This window comes from Paenibacillus sp. JNUCC 34 (assembly GCF_058269055.1).
Genome location: NZ_CM177770.1, coordinates 253,127 through 268,863 on the forward strand (window position 1 = coordinate 253,127; position 15,737 = coordinate 268,863).

The 15,737-nt window shown below is 49.2% G+C and carries 13 protein-coding genes, 2 riboswitches and 1 other annotated feature; of the genes, 4 read left to right on the plus strand and 9 right to left on the minus strand.

The features are described from left to right. Positions 1-95: 95 nt before the first annotated feature. The 5 genes from kdpC to AC2TF5_RS01160 form a co-directional block, all read right to left on the minus strand. Positions 96-701, minus strand: coding sequence for a potassium-transporting ATPase subunit KdpC (kdpC, locus tag AC2TF5_RS01140; RefSeq protein WP_491300469.1), 606 nt, complete (start codon positions 699-701; stop codon positions 96-98). A gap of 55 nt (positions 702-756) precedes the next feature. Beyond that, positions 757-2,790, minus strand: coding sequence for a potassium-transporting ATPase subunit KdpB (kdpB, locus tag AC2TF5_RS01145; RefSeq protein WP_491300470.1), 2,034 nt, complete (start codon positions 2,788-2,790; stop codon positions 757-759). Between the two features lie 21 nt (positions 2,791-2,811). Then, positions 2,812-4,491, minus strand: a complete 1,680-nt coding sequence (gene kdpA / locus AC2TF5_RS01150) for a potassium-transporting ATPase subunit KdpA (protein WP_491300471.1) — start codon at positions 4,489-4,491, stop codon at positions 2,812-2,814. Positions 4,492-4,521: 30 nt separating this feature from the next. Next, complete coding sequence (locus tag AC2TF5_RS01155) at positions 4,522-4,599, minus strand: potassium-transporting ATPase subunit F (protein ID WP_491302771.1); 78 nt, start codon at positions 4,597-4,599, stop codon at positions 4,522-4,524. Between the two features lie 150 nt (positions 4,600-4,749). Beyond that, a complete protein-coding gene (locus AC2TF5_RS01160) occupies positions 4,750-5,163 on the minus strand; it encodes a hypothetical protein (protein WP_491300472.1) in 414 nt (137 codons plus the stop codon). A gap of 123 nt (positions 5,164-5,286) precedes the next feature. Then, positions 5,287-5,454: riboswitch (cyclic di-AMP (ydaO/yuaA leader) on the minus strand. A 104-nt stretch (positions 5,455-5,558) separates the two neighbouring features. Next, positions 5,559-5,759: riboswitch (cyclic di-AMP (ydaO/yuaA leader) on the minus strand. Positions 5,760-6,258: 499 nt separating this feature from the next. Between AC2TF5_RS01160 and AC2TF5_RS01165 the strand changes: the two genes are divergently transcribed. Further along, entirely contained in the window at positions 6,259-7,023 is a 765-nt protein-coding gene (locus tag AC2TF5_RS01165; RefSeq protein ID WP_241934067.1) for a TrmB family transcriptional regulator, read from the plus strand. 129 nt (positions 7,024-7,152) lie between these two features. Here AC2TF5_RS01165 and AC2TF5_RS01170 read toward each other — a convergent pair whose 3' ends face one another. Next, positions 7,153-8,301 carry an MFS transporter gene (locus AC2TF5_RS01170; RefSeq protein ID WP_491302772.1) on the minus strand — a complete coding sequence of 383 codons (1,149 nt, stop codon included), beginning with the start codon at positions 8,299-8,301 and terminating at the stop codon, positions 7,153-7,155. A 347-nt stretch (positions 8,302-8,648) separates the two neighbouring features. On the opposite strand from AC2TF5_RS01170, the gene AC2TF5_RS01175 reads away from it, so the two are divergent. The 3 genes from AC2TF5_RS01175 (at position 8,649) to AC2TF5_RS01185 (ending at position 11,977) form a co-directional block, all read left to right on the plus strand. Next, on the plus strand, positions 8,649-9,518 hold the full coding sequence (locus AC2TF5_RS01175; RefSeq protein WP_491300473.1) for an AraC family transcriptional regulator: 870 nt from the start codon (positions 8,649-8,651) through the stop codon (positions 9,516-9,518). Positions 9,519-9,652: 134 nt separating this feature from the next. Next, positions 9,653-10,618, plus strand: a complete 966-nt coding sequence (locus AC2TF5_RS01180; protein ID WP_491300474.1) for an N-acetylglucosamine kinase — start codon at positions 9,653-9,655, stop codon at positions 10,616-10,618. Between the two features lie 51 nt (positions 10,619-10,669). After that, complete coding sequence (locus AC2TF5_RS01185) at positions 10,670-11,977, plus strand: 6-phospho-beta-glucosidase (RefSeq protein WP_491300475.1); 1,308 nt, start codon at positions 10,670-10,672, stop codon at positions 11,975-11,977. Between the two features lie 141 nt (positions 11,978-12,118). Here the strand turns inward: AC2TF5_RS01185 and trpS are convergent, their stop codons facing one another. The 3 genes from trpS to uxuA all read right to left on the minus strand — a co-directional run bounded on the left by trpS (position 12,119) and on the right by uxuA (position 15,512). Next, on the minus strand, positions 12,119-13,105 hold the full coding sequence (gene trpS / locus AC2TF5_RS01190; protein ID WP_491300476.1) for a tryptophan--tRNA ligase: 987 nt from the start codon (positions 13,103-13,105) through the stop codon (positions 12,119-12,121). A 53-nt stretch (positions 13,106-13,158) separates the two neighbouring features. Beyond that, positions 13,159-13,441 (minus strand) — a binding site (T-box leader). A 110-nt stretch (positions 13,442-13,551) separates the two neighbouring features. Then, complete coding sequence (locus tag AC2TF5_RS01195; RefSeq protein ID WP_491302773.1) at positions 13,552-14,406, minus strand: SDR family oxidoreductase; 855 nt, start codon at positions 14,404-14,406, stop codon at positions 13,552-13,554. A 14-nt stretch (positions 14,407-14,420) separates the two neighbouring features. Continuing rightward, positions 14,421-15,512 carry a mannonate dehydratase gene (gene uxuA / locus AC2TF5_RS01200; protein WP_491300477.1) on the minus strand — a complete coding sequence of 364 codons (1,092 nt, stop codon included), beginning with the start codon at positions 15,510-15,512 and terminating at the stop codon, positions 14,421-14,423. Between the last annotated feature and the right edge of the window lie 225 nt (positions 15,513-15,737).

Here is a 15,737-nt window from a genome sequence, read left to right on the forward strand (position 1 = left end):
CTACCTCCTTACCACTTTATTTAAAAGGAGTAAAGCCGAACCCTTTAAGTGGAAGGGCCGGCTGCTATTAGGTTTCCTGAGCTTTTGTTACCTAATTATTTCAAAAGTTCACTTAGCGCAAGATTCAGCTTCAGTACATTGACACGCGGTTCACCGAATATACCCAGATCCCGGCTATCGGTATGTTGATCAACCAGTTTTCCGAGTTCTCCTTCTGAGATGCCTGTCAGTTTGCTGATCCGGGGAATCTGGACCTCAGCCGATTTTGGCGTGATGTGAGGGTCCAGACCGGAGCCAGAGTTCGTGATAAGGTCAATCGGAAGCTCGCTTACCGGCACATCCGGATTGTTGTTCTTCCAGGACTCAATCGATGCTTTCGTTCTTTCCATCAGGTCTGGATTGGAGGGTGCGTAGTTGTTGCTTCCCGATCCAGCGCCGTTATACTCAATACTCGAGACCCTGCTATGGAAATATTTCGGGTCCGTAAAGTTTTGCCCGATGAGCTCCGAGCCAACCACTTTTCCATCGCTGTTCTTGATCAGGCTTCCGTTCGCATGATCCGGCATCAGAAGCTGCGCCGCGCCTGTCGTTACGAGCGGATAACAAATACCGCACAGGATGATAAATACAAGACTTGCTCTTAGAGCGGTACTAAACAAAAATCGGGCCGTATGAGCTTTTTTCGGATCATGGTTATTCATCGTTATTCGACCTTTCCATATCTATCTTTAGATTAATTTCCGCTCTGTCTCTTCATTAAATCCACAAATGGACAATCATATCAATCAGCTTGATACCGATGAACGGTACGATCACACCGCCCAGTCCGTAGATCAAAATGTTACGCTGCAGCAGCTTGGTCGAGCTCATCGGCTTATAAGCTACACCTTTCATTGCAAGTGGTATGAGCAGCGGGATAATAAGGGCGTTAAAAATCAAAGCCGATAAAATCGCGGACATAGGGGAACCCAGCCCCATGATATTCAGTGCGTTCATGCTCGGAATGGCTGCCGTAAACATCGCCGGAATGATGGCAAAATATTTGGCTATGTCGTTCGAGATACTGAAGGTGGTCAATGCGCCGCGGGTCATCAACAGTTGTTTCCCAATGGCAACCACTTCAATAATTTTGGATGGATCGGAATCCAGATCGACCATGTTGGCTGCTTCCTTCGCGGAGGTTGTGCCGCTATTCATGGCAAGACCAACGTCAGCCTGCGCAAGTGCCGGAGCATCGTTCGTTCCGTCACCGGTCATGGCGACCAGTTTGCCCTCGGCCTGCTCCCTGCGGATGACGGCTATTTTATCTTCAGGCTTACTTTCGGCGATGAAGTCATCCACACCTGCTTCCCGGGCAATGGTAGCTGCAGTCAGCGGATTGTCGCCGGTACACATTATCGTCTTGATGCCCATTTTGCGGAGCTGGTCAAAACGTTCCTTCATGCCTGGCTTCACCGTATCCTTCAGGTAGATGAGGCCGTAAATCTGGTTATCTACCGCCACAGCCAGCGGTGTTCCCCCTTCGGTAGCGATGGCGTCTCCTTTGGCAATCAGATCGGATGGGATCATGCCTCCCTGAGACTGAACCCAGGCTCTTACGGCATCGACTGCTCCTTTGCGAACTTTTCGGCCGTCTTTCAGATCCATACCGCTCATCCGTGTCTCGGCCTTAAATTCGATGAATTCGGCACCGGATGTAATGGATTCGTCAAATCCTAAGCTTTCCTTCTTCATCAGTTCGAGAACAGAGCGGCCTTCAGGCGTTTCATCCATAACTGAGCTTACAGCTGCCCACTGGGCAACAGAGCCGACAGGTTCCGAACCGACCGGGATAAACTGGCTTGCCATCCGGTTACCAAACGTGATCGTTCCTGTCTTATCGAGAATCATCGTATTGATGTCGCCGGCAGCTTCAACCGCTTTACCGGACATTGCCAGCACGTTGAACTGCGTTACCCGGTCCATACCAGCAATCCCGATTGCGGACAGCAGACCACCGATGGTGGTTGGGATAAGACAGACGAGAAGAGAGATCAGGACGGGAATCGAAAGCTCGATTCCGAGATATTTGGCGATCGGGGCAAGCGTGACAACCACAATCAGGAATATTAATGTTAGTACGGTCAAAAGGGTATTCAACGCAATTTCATTTGGTGTTTTTTGCCGGGATGCCCCCTCTACGAGCGAGATCATCCGATCAATGAATGACTCGCCGGGGTCGCTAGTGATCCGGACTTTAATCTGATCACTAACAACCCGTGTGCCGCCGGTTACCGAGCTGAAATCCCCGCCGGCCTCTTTAATAACCGGGGCTGATTCTCCGGTAATGGCCGATTCATCGACAGATGCCAGACCCGCGATCACTTCGCCGTCACCGGGAATCATTTCGCCTTGCGAGACCACCACGATGTCACCTTTACGTAAATCGGTAGACGGAACACGCTTGATGCCGCCGCCGTCCATAACCTTGTTGGCCGCGATTTCCTTCTTTGACTGCTTTAAGGAGTCAGCCTGAGCTTTACCACGCCCTTCAGCAAGAGCTTCGGCAAAGTTGGCAAACAAGACGGTTAAGAGCAGAACCACAAATACGGTCAGATTAAAGCCGATGCTGTCTTCTGTCCCGAAATAATGGGGAAAGATAGTCATGAGGAGGACAATAAATGTACCAACCTCGACAACAAACATCACGGGGTTTTTCATCATGGCAATAGGGTTCAACTTGATGAAGCTATCTTTTAACGACTGGCGAACCATATCTCCGTTTAATACCTTTTTTCTATTGTTATTCATTGGGATAATCCACCTTTTCTATTAACGGATCATTAAATGCTCGGCAATCGGGCCAAGCACCATCACGGGCAGGAATGTCAGCGCCCCGATGATCAGGACTACCGCAATCAGAATAAACGCAAACAGCCGGTTATCCGTGCGGAATGTCCCTAGTGTCTCAGGAATCCACTGCTTACGCAGCAGAGAGCCGCCTACCGCTAGAAGCGAAATCATCGAAATATAGCGGCCGAAGAGCATGACAAGCCCTGTTGATATATTCCAGAACGGCGTGTTATCCGCAAGACCTTCAAAGCCAGAGCCGTTATTCGCTGCCGAGGAAGTGTATTCATACAGCACTTGTGAAATGCCATGAAAGCCTGCGTTCGTAATGCCCGCTTGACCAGCGTCTGTCATGAGAGCGAGAGCAGTCGGCGCCAGAATAATGAAGGGATGAGCCAGAATGGCAATCGCAATCAGCTTCATCTCCCGGGCTTCGATTTTCCGCCCAAGAAACTCCGGCGTTCGTCCAACCATCAGCCCGGCGAGGAATACGGCCAGAATAGCGTACATTAACATATTCATCAGACCGACGCCTTTTCCGCCGAAGACAGAGTTCAGCATCATGAGAGACAACGGTGTTATACCGCCAAGCGGTGTCAGCGTATCGTGCATGTTATTGACCGATCCGGTTGTGGCTGCTGTGGTTACGGTCGTAAACAGAGCAGACTGGGCAATACCGAACCTGACCTCTTTGCCTTCCATATTGCCTTGGGAAGCATCGATTCCTAGTCGACTCATCGCCGGGTTACCATTCGATTCCGATACGTAGGCAAGTGACAGGAATCCGATGAACAGAACCATCATGGCCGAGAAAATAATCCAGCCCTGCTTGCGGTTTTTCGCAAATAAACCGAATGTGTAAGGCAGAGCCGCCGCAATACACCACATTGATAAAATCTCGATTACGTTAGTCAGCGGATTCGGATTTTCAAACGGATGAGACGAATTGACGCCGAAATGTCCACCACCGTTCGTACCCAGATGTTTGATCGATTCCAGTGCAGCCACTGGACCAACTGAAATTTGCTGCTCGGCGCCTTCAAGCGTCGTTACATTGATGGTAGGTTTTAAGGTTTGAGGAACATGCAGCGCAACAAGTAGCATGGCCACTGTAAAGGCCAGCGGGATGAACACCCGTGTATGTGCCTTAACAAAATCTTCGAAGAAGTTGCCTATCGTTGTTCCCTTGCTGGTAATTGCCCGAATGAACGCGATAGCGACACATAAGCCGGTAGCAGCGGAGGTGAACATCATCATGGTGATGACGGCCATCTGCGAGAAGTAGGAGAGACCCGATTCTCCGCTGTAGTGCTGCAGGTTTGTATTGGTCATGAAACTGATAATAGTATTGAACGATAGCGTTGGCTCCATATTGTCAATTCCGTTTGGATTGAACGGCAGTATCTTTTGCAGTCGTAGTATGAGATACCCGGCTGCAACCAGCACAATATTGGTCATCACAAAGCTGATTGCATATACCTTCCAGGTCATGCCTTTGCGCTCTTTAAGTCCGATCAACGCATAGATCGGTTTCTCCGCCCAGGAGAACCATTTATCCGTTCCGTTCGCTTCATTGCGAAATACATTATATACGTAGGTTCCGAGAGGCTTAACGAGCAGCACCAGAACCAGAATAACGATGGCAATTTGTACAATGCCCATGATTGATTGCTTCCTCCTTCAATAACACCCCTAGAATTTTTCCGGGTGAATCAGCGCGTAAATCAAATACAGAAAAATAAAGATCATAAATGCGATAATGATGATCATTGGTTATCAGCCTCCGGTTCATTGACCACGCGTCCGCACCAGGATAAAAATAAGGTGAACAGTGCGTAGGTTCCTCCCAGAATGAGCACCATGCACAGATCCTGCATGTAAATCCCTCCAAAATATTTTTTGAAAGATTATGAATATGGTCTAGCTGACGAGTGATGAAATTAAGAAGGAAACATTGGTATGGTTCGTATGCAGCACGATATCTGCGCCAAGTCCTTTATAAATTAATCTCGGGTTGCTTGAATGAGTGATGACATAGATCGGATCCAAAGTCCAAGTACGGCAAATCCGCAAGTAACGGCAGCACAGGTTCAGACTGCTTTCAAACAGAAACACCCTGCCGACGGAAAACTCGGGAATGATCCAGGTTTGTTCATCGGTGGTGTCGATCAAGATCATGTTGTTTTTGGCTCCGAGCTTATCCAGACGATCTTGCTCTACCCGGTTGTTCACGATGGCTGCAAACGGAATTTTATTTCGGATAAGCTGGAGTACGAATTCCTCCCCTGCCTTGGTTGGAGCGGATACGATGATCAGATCCTGCGGTTTTTCCATGTTTTCTCCTCCTATTTGTTAGAAAGAGAAGGCAACAAAAAAGAAGCCTCAGGGAAGGAGAGTCACTCTTCCCGCGGCTTCTGATGACACAGTGAAATACACCGTGCCCTGCACACGACAATCGTTGCCTCTCTCGATACGCTTACGAGGTTAGCTGACGGATTCGGGCGTGAGAGTCGCCCTACCCATAGGCAGGTATTCTGCCGATGTGATTCACCCCTGGAAGAAAAGCAAGTCTCCCGTTTGGTTCCCCCGTTCCTTTTCCATTCAAGGATTCAGCGAATAAAAAAGCACTTTGCAAAAAACCACAGAGACATTAAGCCCTGTGGTCGTGTTTCTCGATCACAAGCTTCATCATCCTCTCCTTGTGAGCAGACCGCGTCAATTGAATGCGTGACTGCTTAACTCAACGCTTACGAGGTTAGCTGTCGGATTCGGGCGGTGAGAGTCGCCCTACCTGATCCGATTCCATAGAGTCTTCGGATCAAGATTCACCCCTGAAGATGTTCATGGTGGCTCTCACACCACCTGGTCCATCTCCTTGTTTGGTTCCCCCGCTTCCCTTGCCCAGCAAGGGAATTCAGCGATTCATGTGAAAACATTGTTCATTTCATGATTCGTATCATACGTCTGGCGGTTCGTAATGTAAATCGAGGGAGAGGCACATTTGAGGTGTTTTTTAACAGGATATCGGGGGAAAGGGGGATTGGTCACCAGAATACTGCTCCATACTCTGTATTTCTCTGTATTTCGTTGATTTCTCGTAAAGTGGCAAGATACCGTGTATTTGTATGGATAATCGATGTCAAGCCCTAATGTACACGTTTTCTTTTGGCTTTTTCGTCGATATTTTGAATTTTTAGACCATAAATGAACATTTACTTTGAAAGGGCAATGACGTATGATTCATCCGAATTTAACCATGATCTAAACGCTGAGCTCTCTAAAGGGAGTCGGGGGAACCCGGACAATGAGCAGGTTTCAGAGCAAACGGACTCAGGAGTATCTATAAACATGCATTCACATTTCCATAGTACTGGTCAAGCGTCTCACGCTCCGGTAACATAGAGGGTAACAAATGTACAAGGAGGAGCTATGCTTCTACAATTCGGTTACTCCCAGTATGAGAGCAAAGTATATGAAACACTTGTGACGAGCGGCGAGGCGATGGATGCATCGAGTATCGTGAAGTTGTCCGGTGTTCCGAAGGCTAAAATTTATGAGGTGCTGGACCGGTTAGTGGACAAGGGAATTGTCATGGATACGGTATCTGGCAAAAAGCGTACCTATACGGCACTCCCTGTGGAAGCCGTGATTGATAAACTGACGCATGAGTTTGAGAGTGACATTAAGGAGCTTCGCTCGGCGGGGGTCCGCAAAACGGTTGTGGATGATCAGGTGTGGAGTCTGAAATCGCACAGCTCGATCCAGGCGTTCTGCAAACAGATGATTGAGGAAGCGCAGGAGTCTGTTCTCGTCTCAATGTGGAGCGATGAGTTTAATGAAATAACCGATCTGCTGGACCGGAAAGAGCGGGAAGGTGTGCGCGTTGAAGCTTTGGTGACGGGGGATGACCATCCGGAAGTGTCGCTGTCCAAGCTGTATGTGCTGAATCCTACGGCGGATCACGATAAGCTGGAGCGGTTCATGCTTCTGGTGACAGATACGAAGCAGCTTCTATTCGCAGGCGTCGAGCAGGGCAGCTGGCAGGCAATCCGGACGCAGGCACAGCCCTTTGTGAAGGTGTTTGTTGAATTTTTCTACCACGATATGGCATTGACTGCATTCAGTCGTAAATATCCGGAAGAGATGTTCAAAGACGAAGAGATTAAAGCGCTTTTGCTCCGGCTGCGCTATTAAACAAGGACAGAAAGTATGGAGGAATGACTACTCCGTGCAGTCTCTCACAACAGCAAAGGGGCATCCCACAGGTCAATGGACCTTTTGGGATGCCCCTTTAAGTGTGTACAGTATGAGTTTGAACCAAACTTACAACTGCTCTGCGGTTCGGGACGAAGCAGCAGCTCCATCCTTGTCAGGAGCAGAACGGCGAGTTAGCGAGAATAACGCGACACCGAAGGCAACGGTAGCAATGATACCGCCGACCCAAGGGTTGTGGGCTACCGTGTGGCTCTGATCAATAACGGTACCGCCGATGATTGAACCGGCAGCGATTCCTAGGTGAAGCATGGAGGAATTCAAGCTAAGCTGTGTTTCTGCATTGTCTGGAGCCAGCTGAAGCAGATAAGTCTGCTGAGCTGGAGAAATGGCCCAACTCAGCGCACTCCATATCATCATGGCTATTAGGAACACCCAGAACGAGATTTGAGCTGTGAGCATGACCACGAACATCGATACCGAGAAGCAGGCCACAATGGTGAGGATTGAACGTTTCGTACCGAAACGGTCAGATATCCAGCCGCCGACCCCGCCGCCTGTTACGGCTGCGATGCCGAACAAAAAGTAAACGACACTCATCATGTCGTTGCTGACGTCGAATGTGGACTGTACATAAGGCTTCAGGTATCCGTACAAAGTCAGATGACCGGTGAGCAGCAGCAGGACGATAAGCTGGGCGCTGATAATCTTGCTGTTCTTCAAGGACGCAAGCTGTTCACGAAGCGGTACTACCGGGTTCGGAGCTGTGCGTGTCGTGAATAACGCAATGCCGGCCATAGATAGCAGGCTAAGAATCGCAATGACGAGAAACGGAGTCCGCCAGCCGTAAGCATTACCGATCACCATGCCGAGTGGTACCCCGAGTACAAGTGATCCGCTGATTCCCATATAGATAATTCCGATCGCGCGACCTTTGTGCGATTCCGGAACGAGCGAGGCTGCCATGGAGACGGACAGTACAACGATAACGGATCCGCTCATAGCGGATAATGCACGGGCTGCGATGATTGCTGCATAACTTGATGTGAAAGCTACGATCAGATTACTGATCATAAAGGCAGTCATCGTGTACAGATAGAGCTTTTTACGTTCCATTTTGGCGGTCACATTAATTAGAATCGGACCTGAGATCGCAAAGGCAATGGAAAAGATGGTGATAAACTGACCGGCAGAACTGATAGATATTTGAAGATCCTCTGCAATGAGATTCAGGATACCTCCAACGATGAGTTCAACCATACCGACGACAAACGCCGCGATGGCCAAGATATATACGCGAAAATTCAAACAGACACATCCTTATCTCATAAAGTATCAAATTTAAGTTACTACCATTATAGTAACCTCGGTTATCTGATGCAACCCTTTTTCGTGTATTTGGGAAGAAGTGGAGCAATGTAAAAATACACTTTTTCACCCAAAAAGGTTTCAAGTGCCCGTATACTCTTTTTAGCCGATTTAAAGTCAACCCGGAGTGATAGCCTGTCCTATATCATCGTGGTAATATTTGAATAATTCGACTTGATAGGGTACGATAATGCCTTTTTCAAGAAACTCAGAACTTTTGGTGGAGGTGAATTTGCCAGATGGACAGGCCTCAGAGTGTCATACGTGATCATATTCTTTTTCCGGACAGCTCTTTTCCATTTACGGCTTCGACGACGGAGGGGGTTAACCCCGGATTCCAACGTCTGCACTGGCATCAAACTCTGGAAATGAACTATATACGAAGTGGAAACGGTTACTATCTCATTAATGGTATGAAAGTACCGTTTGAAGAAGGCGATCTTGTCTTCATTAACAGCGACGATTTGCACCGGGCTTTTGAAACGAAAGATCTGGTGATGGATATTATTATGTTCGATCCCTCGCTCCTGGCCATTGATCTGAAGTATGACCCGGAACTGATGCATCCTTTCCGCGAAGCCGGTGTGCATTTCGGCCATATCGTCACTCACGATAAGCCCGTTAGCCGGGAATTGGTGGGGCTGTTCCAACGGATGATGGAAGAGAACCGTATGAAAGACGATGTTTTTATGAGTCTGATTCGTGCGGATCTGATTCGCTTTCTGGGGTTGACCAACCGTCACCTACACGAGACACCGCAGCAGACGGTCCATCTGTCCATGAAGCATCGAGGTATGCATGTGCTGAGGGATGTACTTCATACAATGGAACTGAATCTTGGTTACGGCTGGACACTGAATGAGCTGGCCGATCTCGCCCATTTAAGTCCCTCGCGGTTTAGTGCTCTATTTCATCAGGCTGTCGGCACTTCACCCCTGAACTATTTAATTCAATTGAGACTGACCCATGCGGTGCATTTGCTCGAGACAACAGATTTGAAAATCATCGGTATTGCCGAGGAATGCGGGTTTCGGAATCTGTCTAACTTCAACCGGCTGTTTAAACAGCATATCGGTTTATCACCAAGTGAACTGAGAGAGCGGTCATAATAGAGAGCTCAAGCATAGGACAGTAAGATAGTATCAGTTCTTACATATATAGCAGTAGTTTGAGCTGCCGTAGAAGAGTATCTTGTACATATAACAACAGTTTGATCCCGTGATCAGCGGAAGGAGTGATGTACATGAGGAGATATTTGGGCGTGGACGCCGGAGGAAGCAAGACTCATGCCGTTATTGTAGATGAGCGCGGTAATGTGCTCGGCAAAGGAATGGCAGGTAACGGAAATCATCAAATTGACCGTGAAAAGGCGGAAAGCAACATCAACGCTGCCTGCGACGCAGCACTGCTTGAAGCCGGAATAACAAAGAATGACGTCAGCTTTGCCTACTTCGGATTGGCTGGAGCGGACCGTGAAGCGGATTATGAGATTTTGCGCCCGATGATCGGCGGAATGGGGTACCTGAAGCACGAGATTGCCTGTGATACGATGATCGGCATGCGCGCGGGTACAAACCGTTCTTACGGTGCGGCGATTATCTGCGGAACCGGATTTAACAGCGCGGCCCGTAATGCGGATAGCGAGGAGCTGCAGTATGGCGGTTTTGGCTTTAAGTATGGTGATGGTTACGCTGGAGGGTCGGGTTTAGCAATGCTCGCGTTCCGGTCTGTCATGAGGGCGTGGGATGGCCGCGGGCCTGAGACGCGATTAACTTCTTTGGTGCTCGATCACATGGGTTATACTTCTGTTGAAGCATTGTTCGAGGACGTGCTGTACGATAAAATCTCCATTCCGTCCAGTCTGGTGAAAATTTTACTGGAAGTGGCTGAAGCAGGGGATGCTGTAGCGATCTCCATTCTTGAAACTGAAGGTGAAGAGATGGCTAATGCCGTATGTGCCTTGATCAGACGTCTTGGCATGTCGGATGAAACGTTTGATATCGTCTATATTGGAAGCGTTTTGAACAAGGGAAAAAGCTCAATTCTCACCGATGCCATTGAACGCGGAGTTGCCGCACGGGCACCTCATGCAAGATGCGTTCATTTAACCTCAGACCCGGTAGCAGGCGCCCTGATGAGCGCGATGGAGTCAGATGGTCAAGTGATTGACGCTGAGACGGAAAGCAAATTGAAATCATTATCTTTTTAAGGGATCTCATTTCACTAATTCATATAACATCATCTTATGGAGGCGATTCAAGTGTCACAATCAACCGGTCTCAAAATAACCGTCATTGGCGGAGGTTCCTCTTACACACCCGAAATCGTAGAAGGGTTCATTCGCAATTATGACCAAATGCCAATTCGCGAATTATGGTTCGTGGACATCGAGGAAGGCAAGCACAAGCTGGACATCGTTGGCAATCTGGCTAAACGCATGATTGAGAAATCTGGACTTCCTATTGAAGTTCATCTGACGCTCGACCGCAAGCGTGCGATTGAAGGTGCGGATTTCGTGACAACACAGATGCGTGTCGGCCTGCTGGCGGCGCGGAAGCTGGATGAGCATATTCCGATTCAACACGGAGTTATCGGCCAAGAGACAACAGGTCCGGGGGGCATGATGAAGGCGCTTCGTACGGTACCGGTCATTCTGGATATTTGCCGCGACATCGAGGAGTTGGCACCGAATGCGTGGATGCTGAATTTTACGAATCCGGCGGGAATTGTTACTGAAGCGGTGTTGAAGCACAGCAAAGTTCGCTCGATCGGTCTGTGCAACTCTCCGATTAACTTCCAGAAGTTCTTGGCTGCAGAGTATCAGGTACCAGAGAAGGATGTATTGCCTGAGTTTGTAGGTATCAACCATCTGCACTGGGTAACCTCGGCTATCATTCGTGGGGAAGAGAAGCTTCCGGAACTGCTGGACGGCGGCAAAAGCTATACAGCGAAAAACGTACCTACCCTCGGCTGGGATGCCGATTTCCTGAAATCCTTGGGCGCGATCCCGACGTATTATTTGAAATATTTCTACATGAAGGACAAAATGTTCGCAGACATGAAGGCTTCGCTTGAAAAAGACGGCACTCGTGCCGACATCGTCAGCCGTGTGGAAACAGAATTGTTCGAGCTGTATAAAGACGTAAATCTCGATGTGAAGCCGAAGCAGCTGGAACAGCGGGGCGGAGCTTTCTATTCCGAAGCAGCGGTGAATCTGATGAATTCCATCTATAACGACAAACGCGATATCCAGGCGTTGAACGTGGCGAACGGCAATACATTTGATTTCCTGCCGCCGGATGCGAGCATTGAGGTCAACTGTGTAGTGACAGGGCAAGGTCCAGTTACATTGGCGCCTAAGAACGTTCCGGAGCATGTAAAAGGCCTGATGCATGCAGTGAAAGTATATGAGAAGTTAACGATTGACGCAGCAGTGACCGGTGATCGCGGCATTGCTCTGCAAGCACTAGCCCATCATCCGCTTATTCCATCTGTTGACGTGGCCAAGAAGGTGCTGGATGAGCTGCTGGAAGCACACAAACCGTACTTGCCTGCATTCTTTAAATAATTGATTAGATATTGGATTAATCCTATGGTTTTATAATAAAAAGCCTCCCGTAGAAGAGGAAGATACAGCCTGTGTTCCGGCGTTGTCATCCTCTTTCTTGGGAGGCTTTTTCTTAAAGACGGTAAAACCGTTTCTACATGTTTAGAACGTTACAAATCCCATGGCGCGTTTCGCGGCAAGCAGTGTCTCCTGAGCAGCTTCATTGGCGCGGCGGGCGCCGTCTTTCAGAATGTTGTCCAGCTCTTCAGAGTGGACGATTTCATGGTATGTTTTCTGGATCGGCTCCACCTTGGTGATGACGACCTCCGCCAGTTCCTTTTTGAACGCGCCGTAGCCTTGGCCTTCATAGCGCTTCTCAATCGTCTCAATGGAATCGCCTGAAAATACGGAATAAATCTCAATCAGGTTGCTGACCTCAGGTTTGGTATCCCAGTCATAACGGACGTTCATTTCGGAGTCCGTTACGGCTCTGGAGAACTTTTTGCGGATTACGGCCGGGTCATCAAGAAGCGACACGTAGCTGTTCTGGTTCGGGTTGCTTTTGCTCATTTTACTAGATGGATCGTCGAGACCCATGATTCGTGCACCCGTGTCCTGGATGATCGGCTCAGGCAACACAAATGTATTACCGAACTTATTATTAAATCGCGTAGCCAGATCGCGTGTCAGCTCAATATGCTGCTTCTGGTCATCCCCGACAGGTACGTGAGTAATCTGGTAGAGCAAGATGTCAGCTGCCATCAGAACCGGATAAGTGAACAGGGCTGAGCTGACGGTATCCTTACCTTCGGATTTGTCTTTAAACTGCGTCATCCGGCTCAGTTCACCGAAATGTGCCTGTGTCTCCAGCAGCCATGACAACTCGGCGTGAGCAGGCACCTGTGACTGAAGGAAAATGACAGCCTTCTTCGGGTCGATGCCTGCGGCAATGTACAGGGCGGCAATGTCCCGGGACCGCTGGTGTAGCTCCTTGGGGTCCTGATACACCGTTACTGCGTGCAGATCAGGGATGAAGAAGTAGCATTCATAGTCGTGCTGATGAGCCACAAATTGGCTCAGTGAGCCGCTGTATCCTCCAATGTTCAAATCTCCGCTGGGTTTGATGCCTGACAACATTCTCTTGTTCATATTGATTGACCTCCTTAAGTTTATGAAAAAATAAAAAAACACCTCGCCCCTTGCTCAGGGACGAAGTGTTTGACTCCGCGGTACCACCACTTTTCGGCAATCATGTGCCGCACTTTAACATGACGGGAAGAAAGGCTTTAAGTCTGAATGCCTGTTCCGATCACTTCTCCCATGGTAACGGGGGAGAGCCGTCAAAGCCTACTGGCCTGCCAGGCAGGGGTTCGGTTTGAAGCGAAGGGACCCATTCACATATCTCATTGTACCGGACCTCACACCTGTCGCCGGCTCGCTTGGACAATGATGGATAAGCTACTATTTTCCCTTCATCGCTTTCGTGTATTCGTTCCTATAAAGATGCCATATTTCAGAAAGATCGTCAAGCTGGCAATATTCAATACAAAAAAACTTTCTGATCTTATAGGCTCAGAGAGCAAGGCTGGTTGATTCTACACACCGGAATAAGCCATAAATCCGCCGTCCACCGGGATGACAGTTCCTGTTACGAATCCGGATGTCTGCTCATCCACCAGCCAGAGAACCGTGCCGAGCAGATCTTCCGGCACGCCAAACCGCCTCATGGGGGTATGGGTAATAATCTTATGAGAGCGTTCGGTCAATGAGCCGTCTTCATGAGTCAGAAGATTGCGGTTCTGCTCCGTCAGGAAGAACCCCGGGGCAATAGCGTTGACCCGGATGCCGGACTCGGCGAGATGCACAGCCAGCCACTGCGTGAAGTTGTTGATTGCCGCTTTCGCTGCACTGTAGGCAGGCACCTTGGTCATCGGCGACGGGGCGCTCATCGATGAGACGTTGAGCACAACTGCGCCCGGGCGGCCGAGCATACTTTGGCCAAAAATTTGCGTAGGAATGAGTGTACCGATGAAATTCAGATCCATTACGCTCCGGAATCCGGGAACACTGAGGTCGAAGAAGGTTGAAACCCCAGGTTTCTCCAAATCCTCCGGCCGAAAAATTTCGTTAGTCGTATTGGCATCCTTGTGATTGCCGCCGGCTCCGTTAATGAGAATATCGCACGGTCCCAGCAGCTCACGTACCGACTGCTCGGCATGGCGCACGCTGTCTGCATCGGTGACGTCGCATGCGATAGCAACCGCTTCGCCGCCTGCTGCCTTTATCTCGCCTGCAACGAGTTGGCCTTTCTCCACTGTGCGGTTCAGCACAGCTACTTTAACGCCCTGGCGGCCCAGCTCCAGTGCCATTGCGCGGCATAAGACACCGGAACCACCTGTTACAACGGCTACTTTACCTTCAAGAGCAGGATGCTTCGGAAGCTTCGTGATCTGTGGAGATTCATTCATACGGTGGAAGCCTCCTTTTCCTTGGCGATTCTGGATCTCTCCAAGGAATCCCATACACCCCATAAATACATGATGCCGAGTGCGCGGTCATACAGTCCGTATCCCGGTCGGCACTCCTCACCCCAGATATGACGCCCGTGATCGGGTCTGCAGTATCCATTGAAACCGTTATCATTATAGGCTTTAACAATGCCGGCGATATCAACGGTTCCATCTTGCGTCCGGTGTGACGTCTCGATGAAATCTCCGTTATCGAATACGCGCACGTTACGAATATGCGTGAACGGAATCCGGTCATGGAATTCATGGATCATCCCGATGATGTCATTGTCAGGATTCGCTCCGAGAGACCCACTGCACAGCGTTACGCTGTTCGCCGGACTGTCATACAGCTTCAAGAATCTGCGGATATTATCCTGACTCGTAATGATACGAGGCAGTCCAAAGATCGACCAAGGTGGATCATCCGGGTGAATCGCCATTCGAATGCCGTACTGCTCTGCCGCTGGAATGACAGCGTTCAGGAAATACTCTAGGTTGTTCCACAAATCCTCTTCCGTCACGTTCCGGTAGGCCTCGAACAGGGAAGTTAAATGAGCAAGGCGCTCCGGTTCCCAGCCGGGCATGGTCAGTGTGCTGTTGTCATTAATGTTACGCACCAGCTCCATCGGATCAATGCCGTGAATCAATGCTTTTTCGAAAAAGAGTGCCGTTGATCCGTCGCCAGTAGCTCTATGCAGATCCGTACGCACCCAGTCAAACACCGGCATGAAGTTGTAACAGATGACTTTGATACCGACCTGCGCCAGCTTCTCCATCGTGCGGATGTAGTTGGTTATGTAGTGATCGCGGGAAGGAAGGCCCAGCTTAATATCCTCGTGCACATTCACACTTTCAACTACATCCAAATGAAGTCCGTACGCTTCTGCTTGTTTATGGACTACCTGAATCCGTTCCATCGGCCATTCCTCACCGACCGGGATATCGTGCAGTGCCCATACGATGCCTTCTACGCCGGGAATTTGTCTGATCTGGTCAAGCGTGACCGTATCATTGCCATCGCCGAACCAGCGGAATACCATACGCATTTTTCCACCGCCTCTTCCATATAGGATTCGAAACAAACCATGGCTTAGCCAAGAAGAAACGACTTCGTCGTTCTTTTTTAAAAGGGCGACTGCGTTTCTTCGAGACATATAAAGAAAGTATACAAAATAAAATTTTGACTTTCTTATAGTGCGTGTTCAAAAAGGTCGGTTTTCAGCACCGAAGCATATGCTTCCGATGTGCGTTTTTTCAAAACGCTTGAGTTG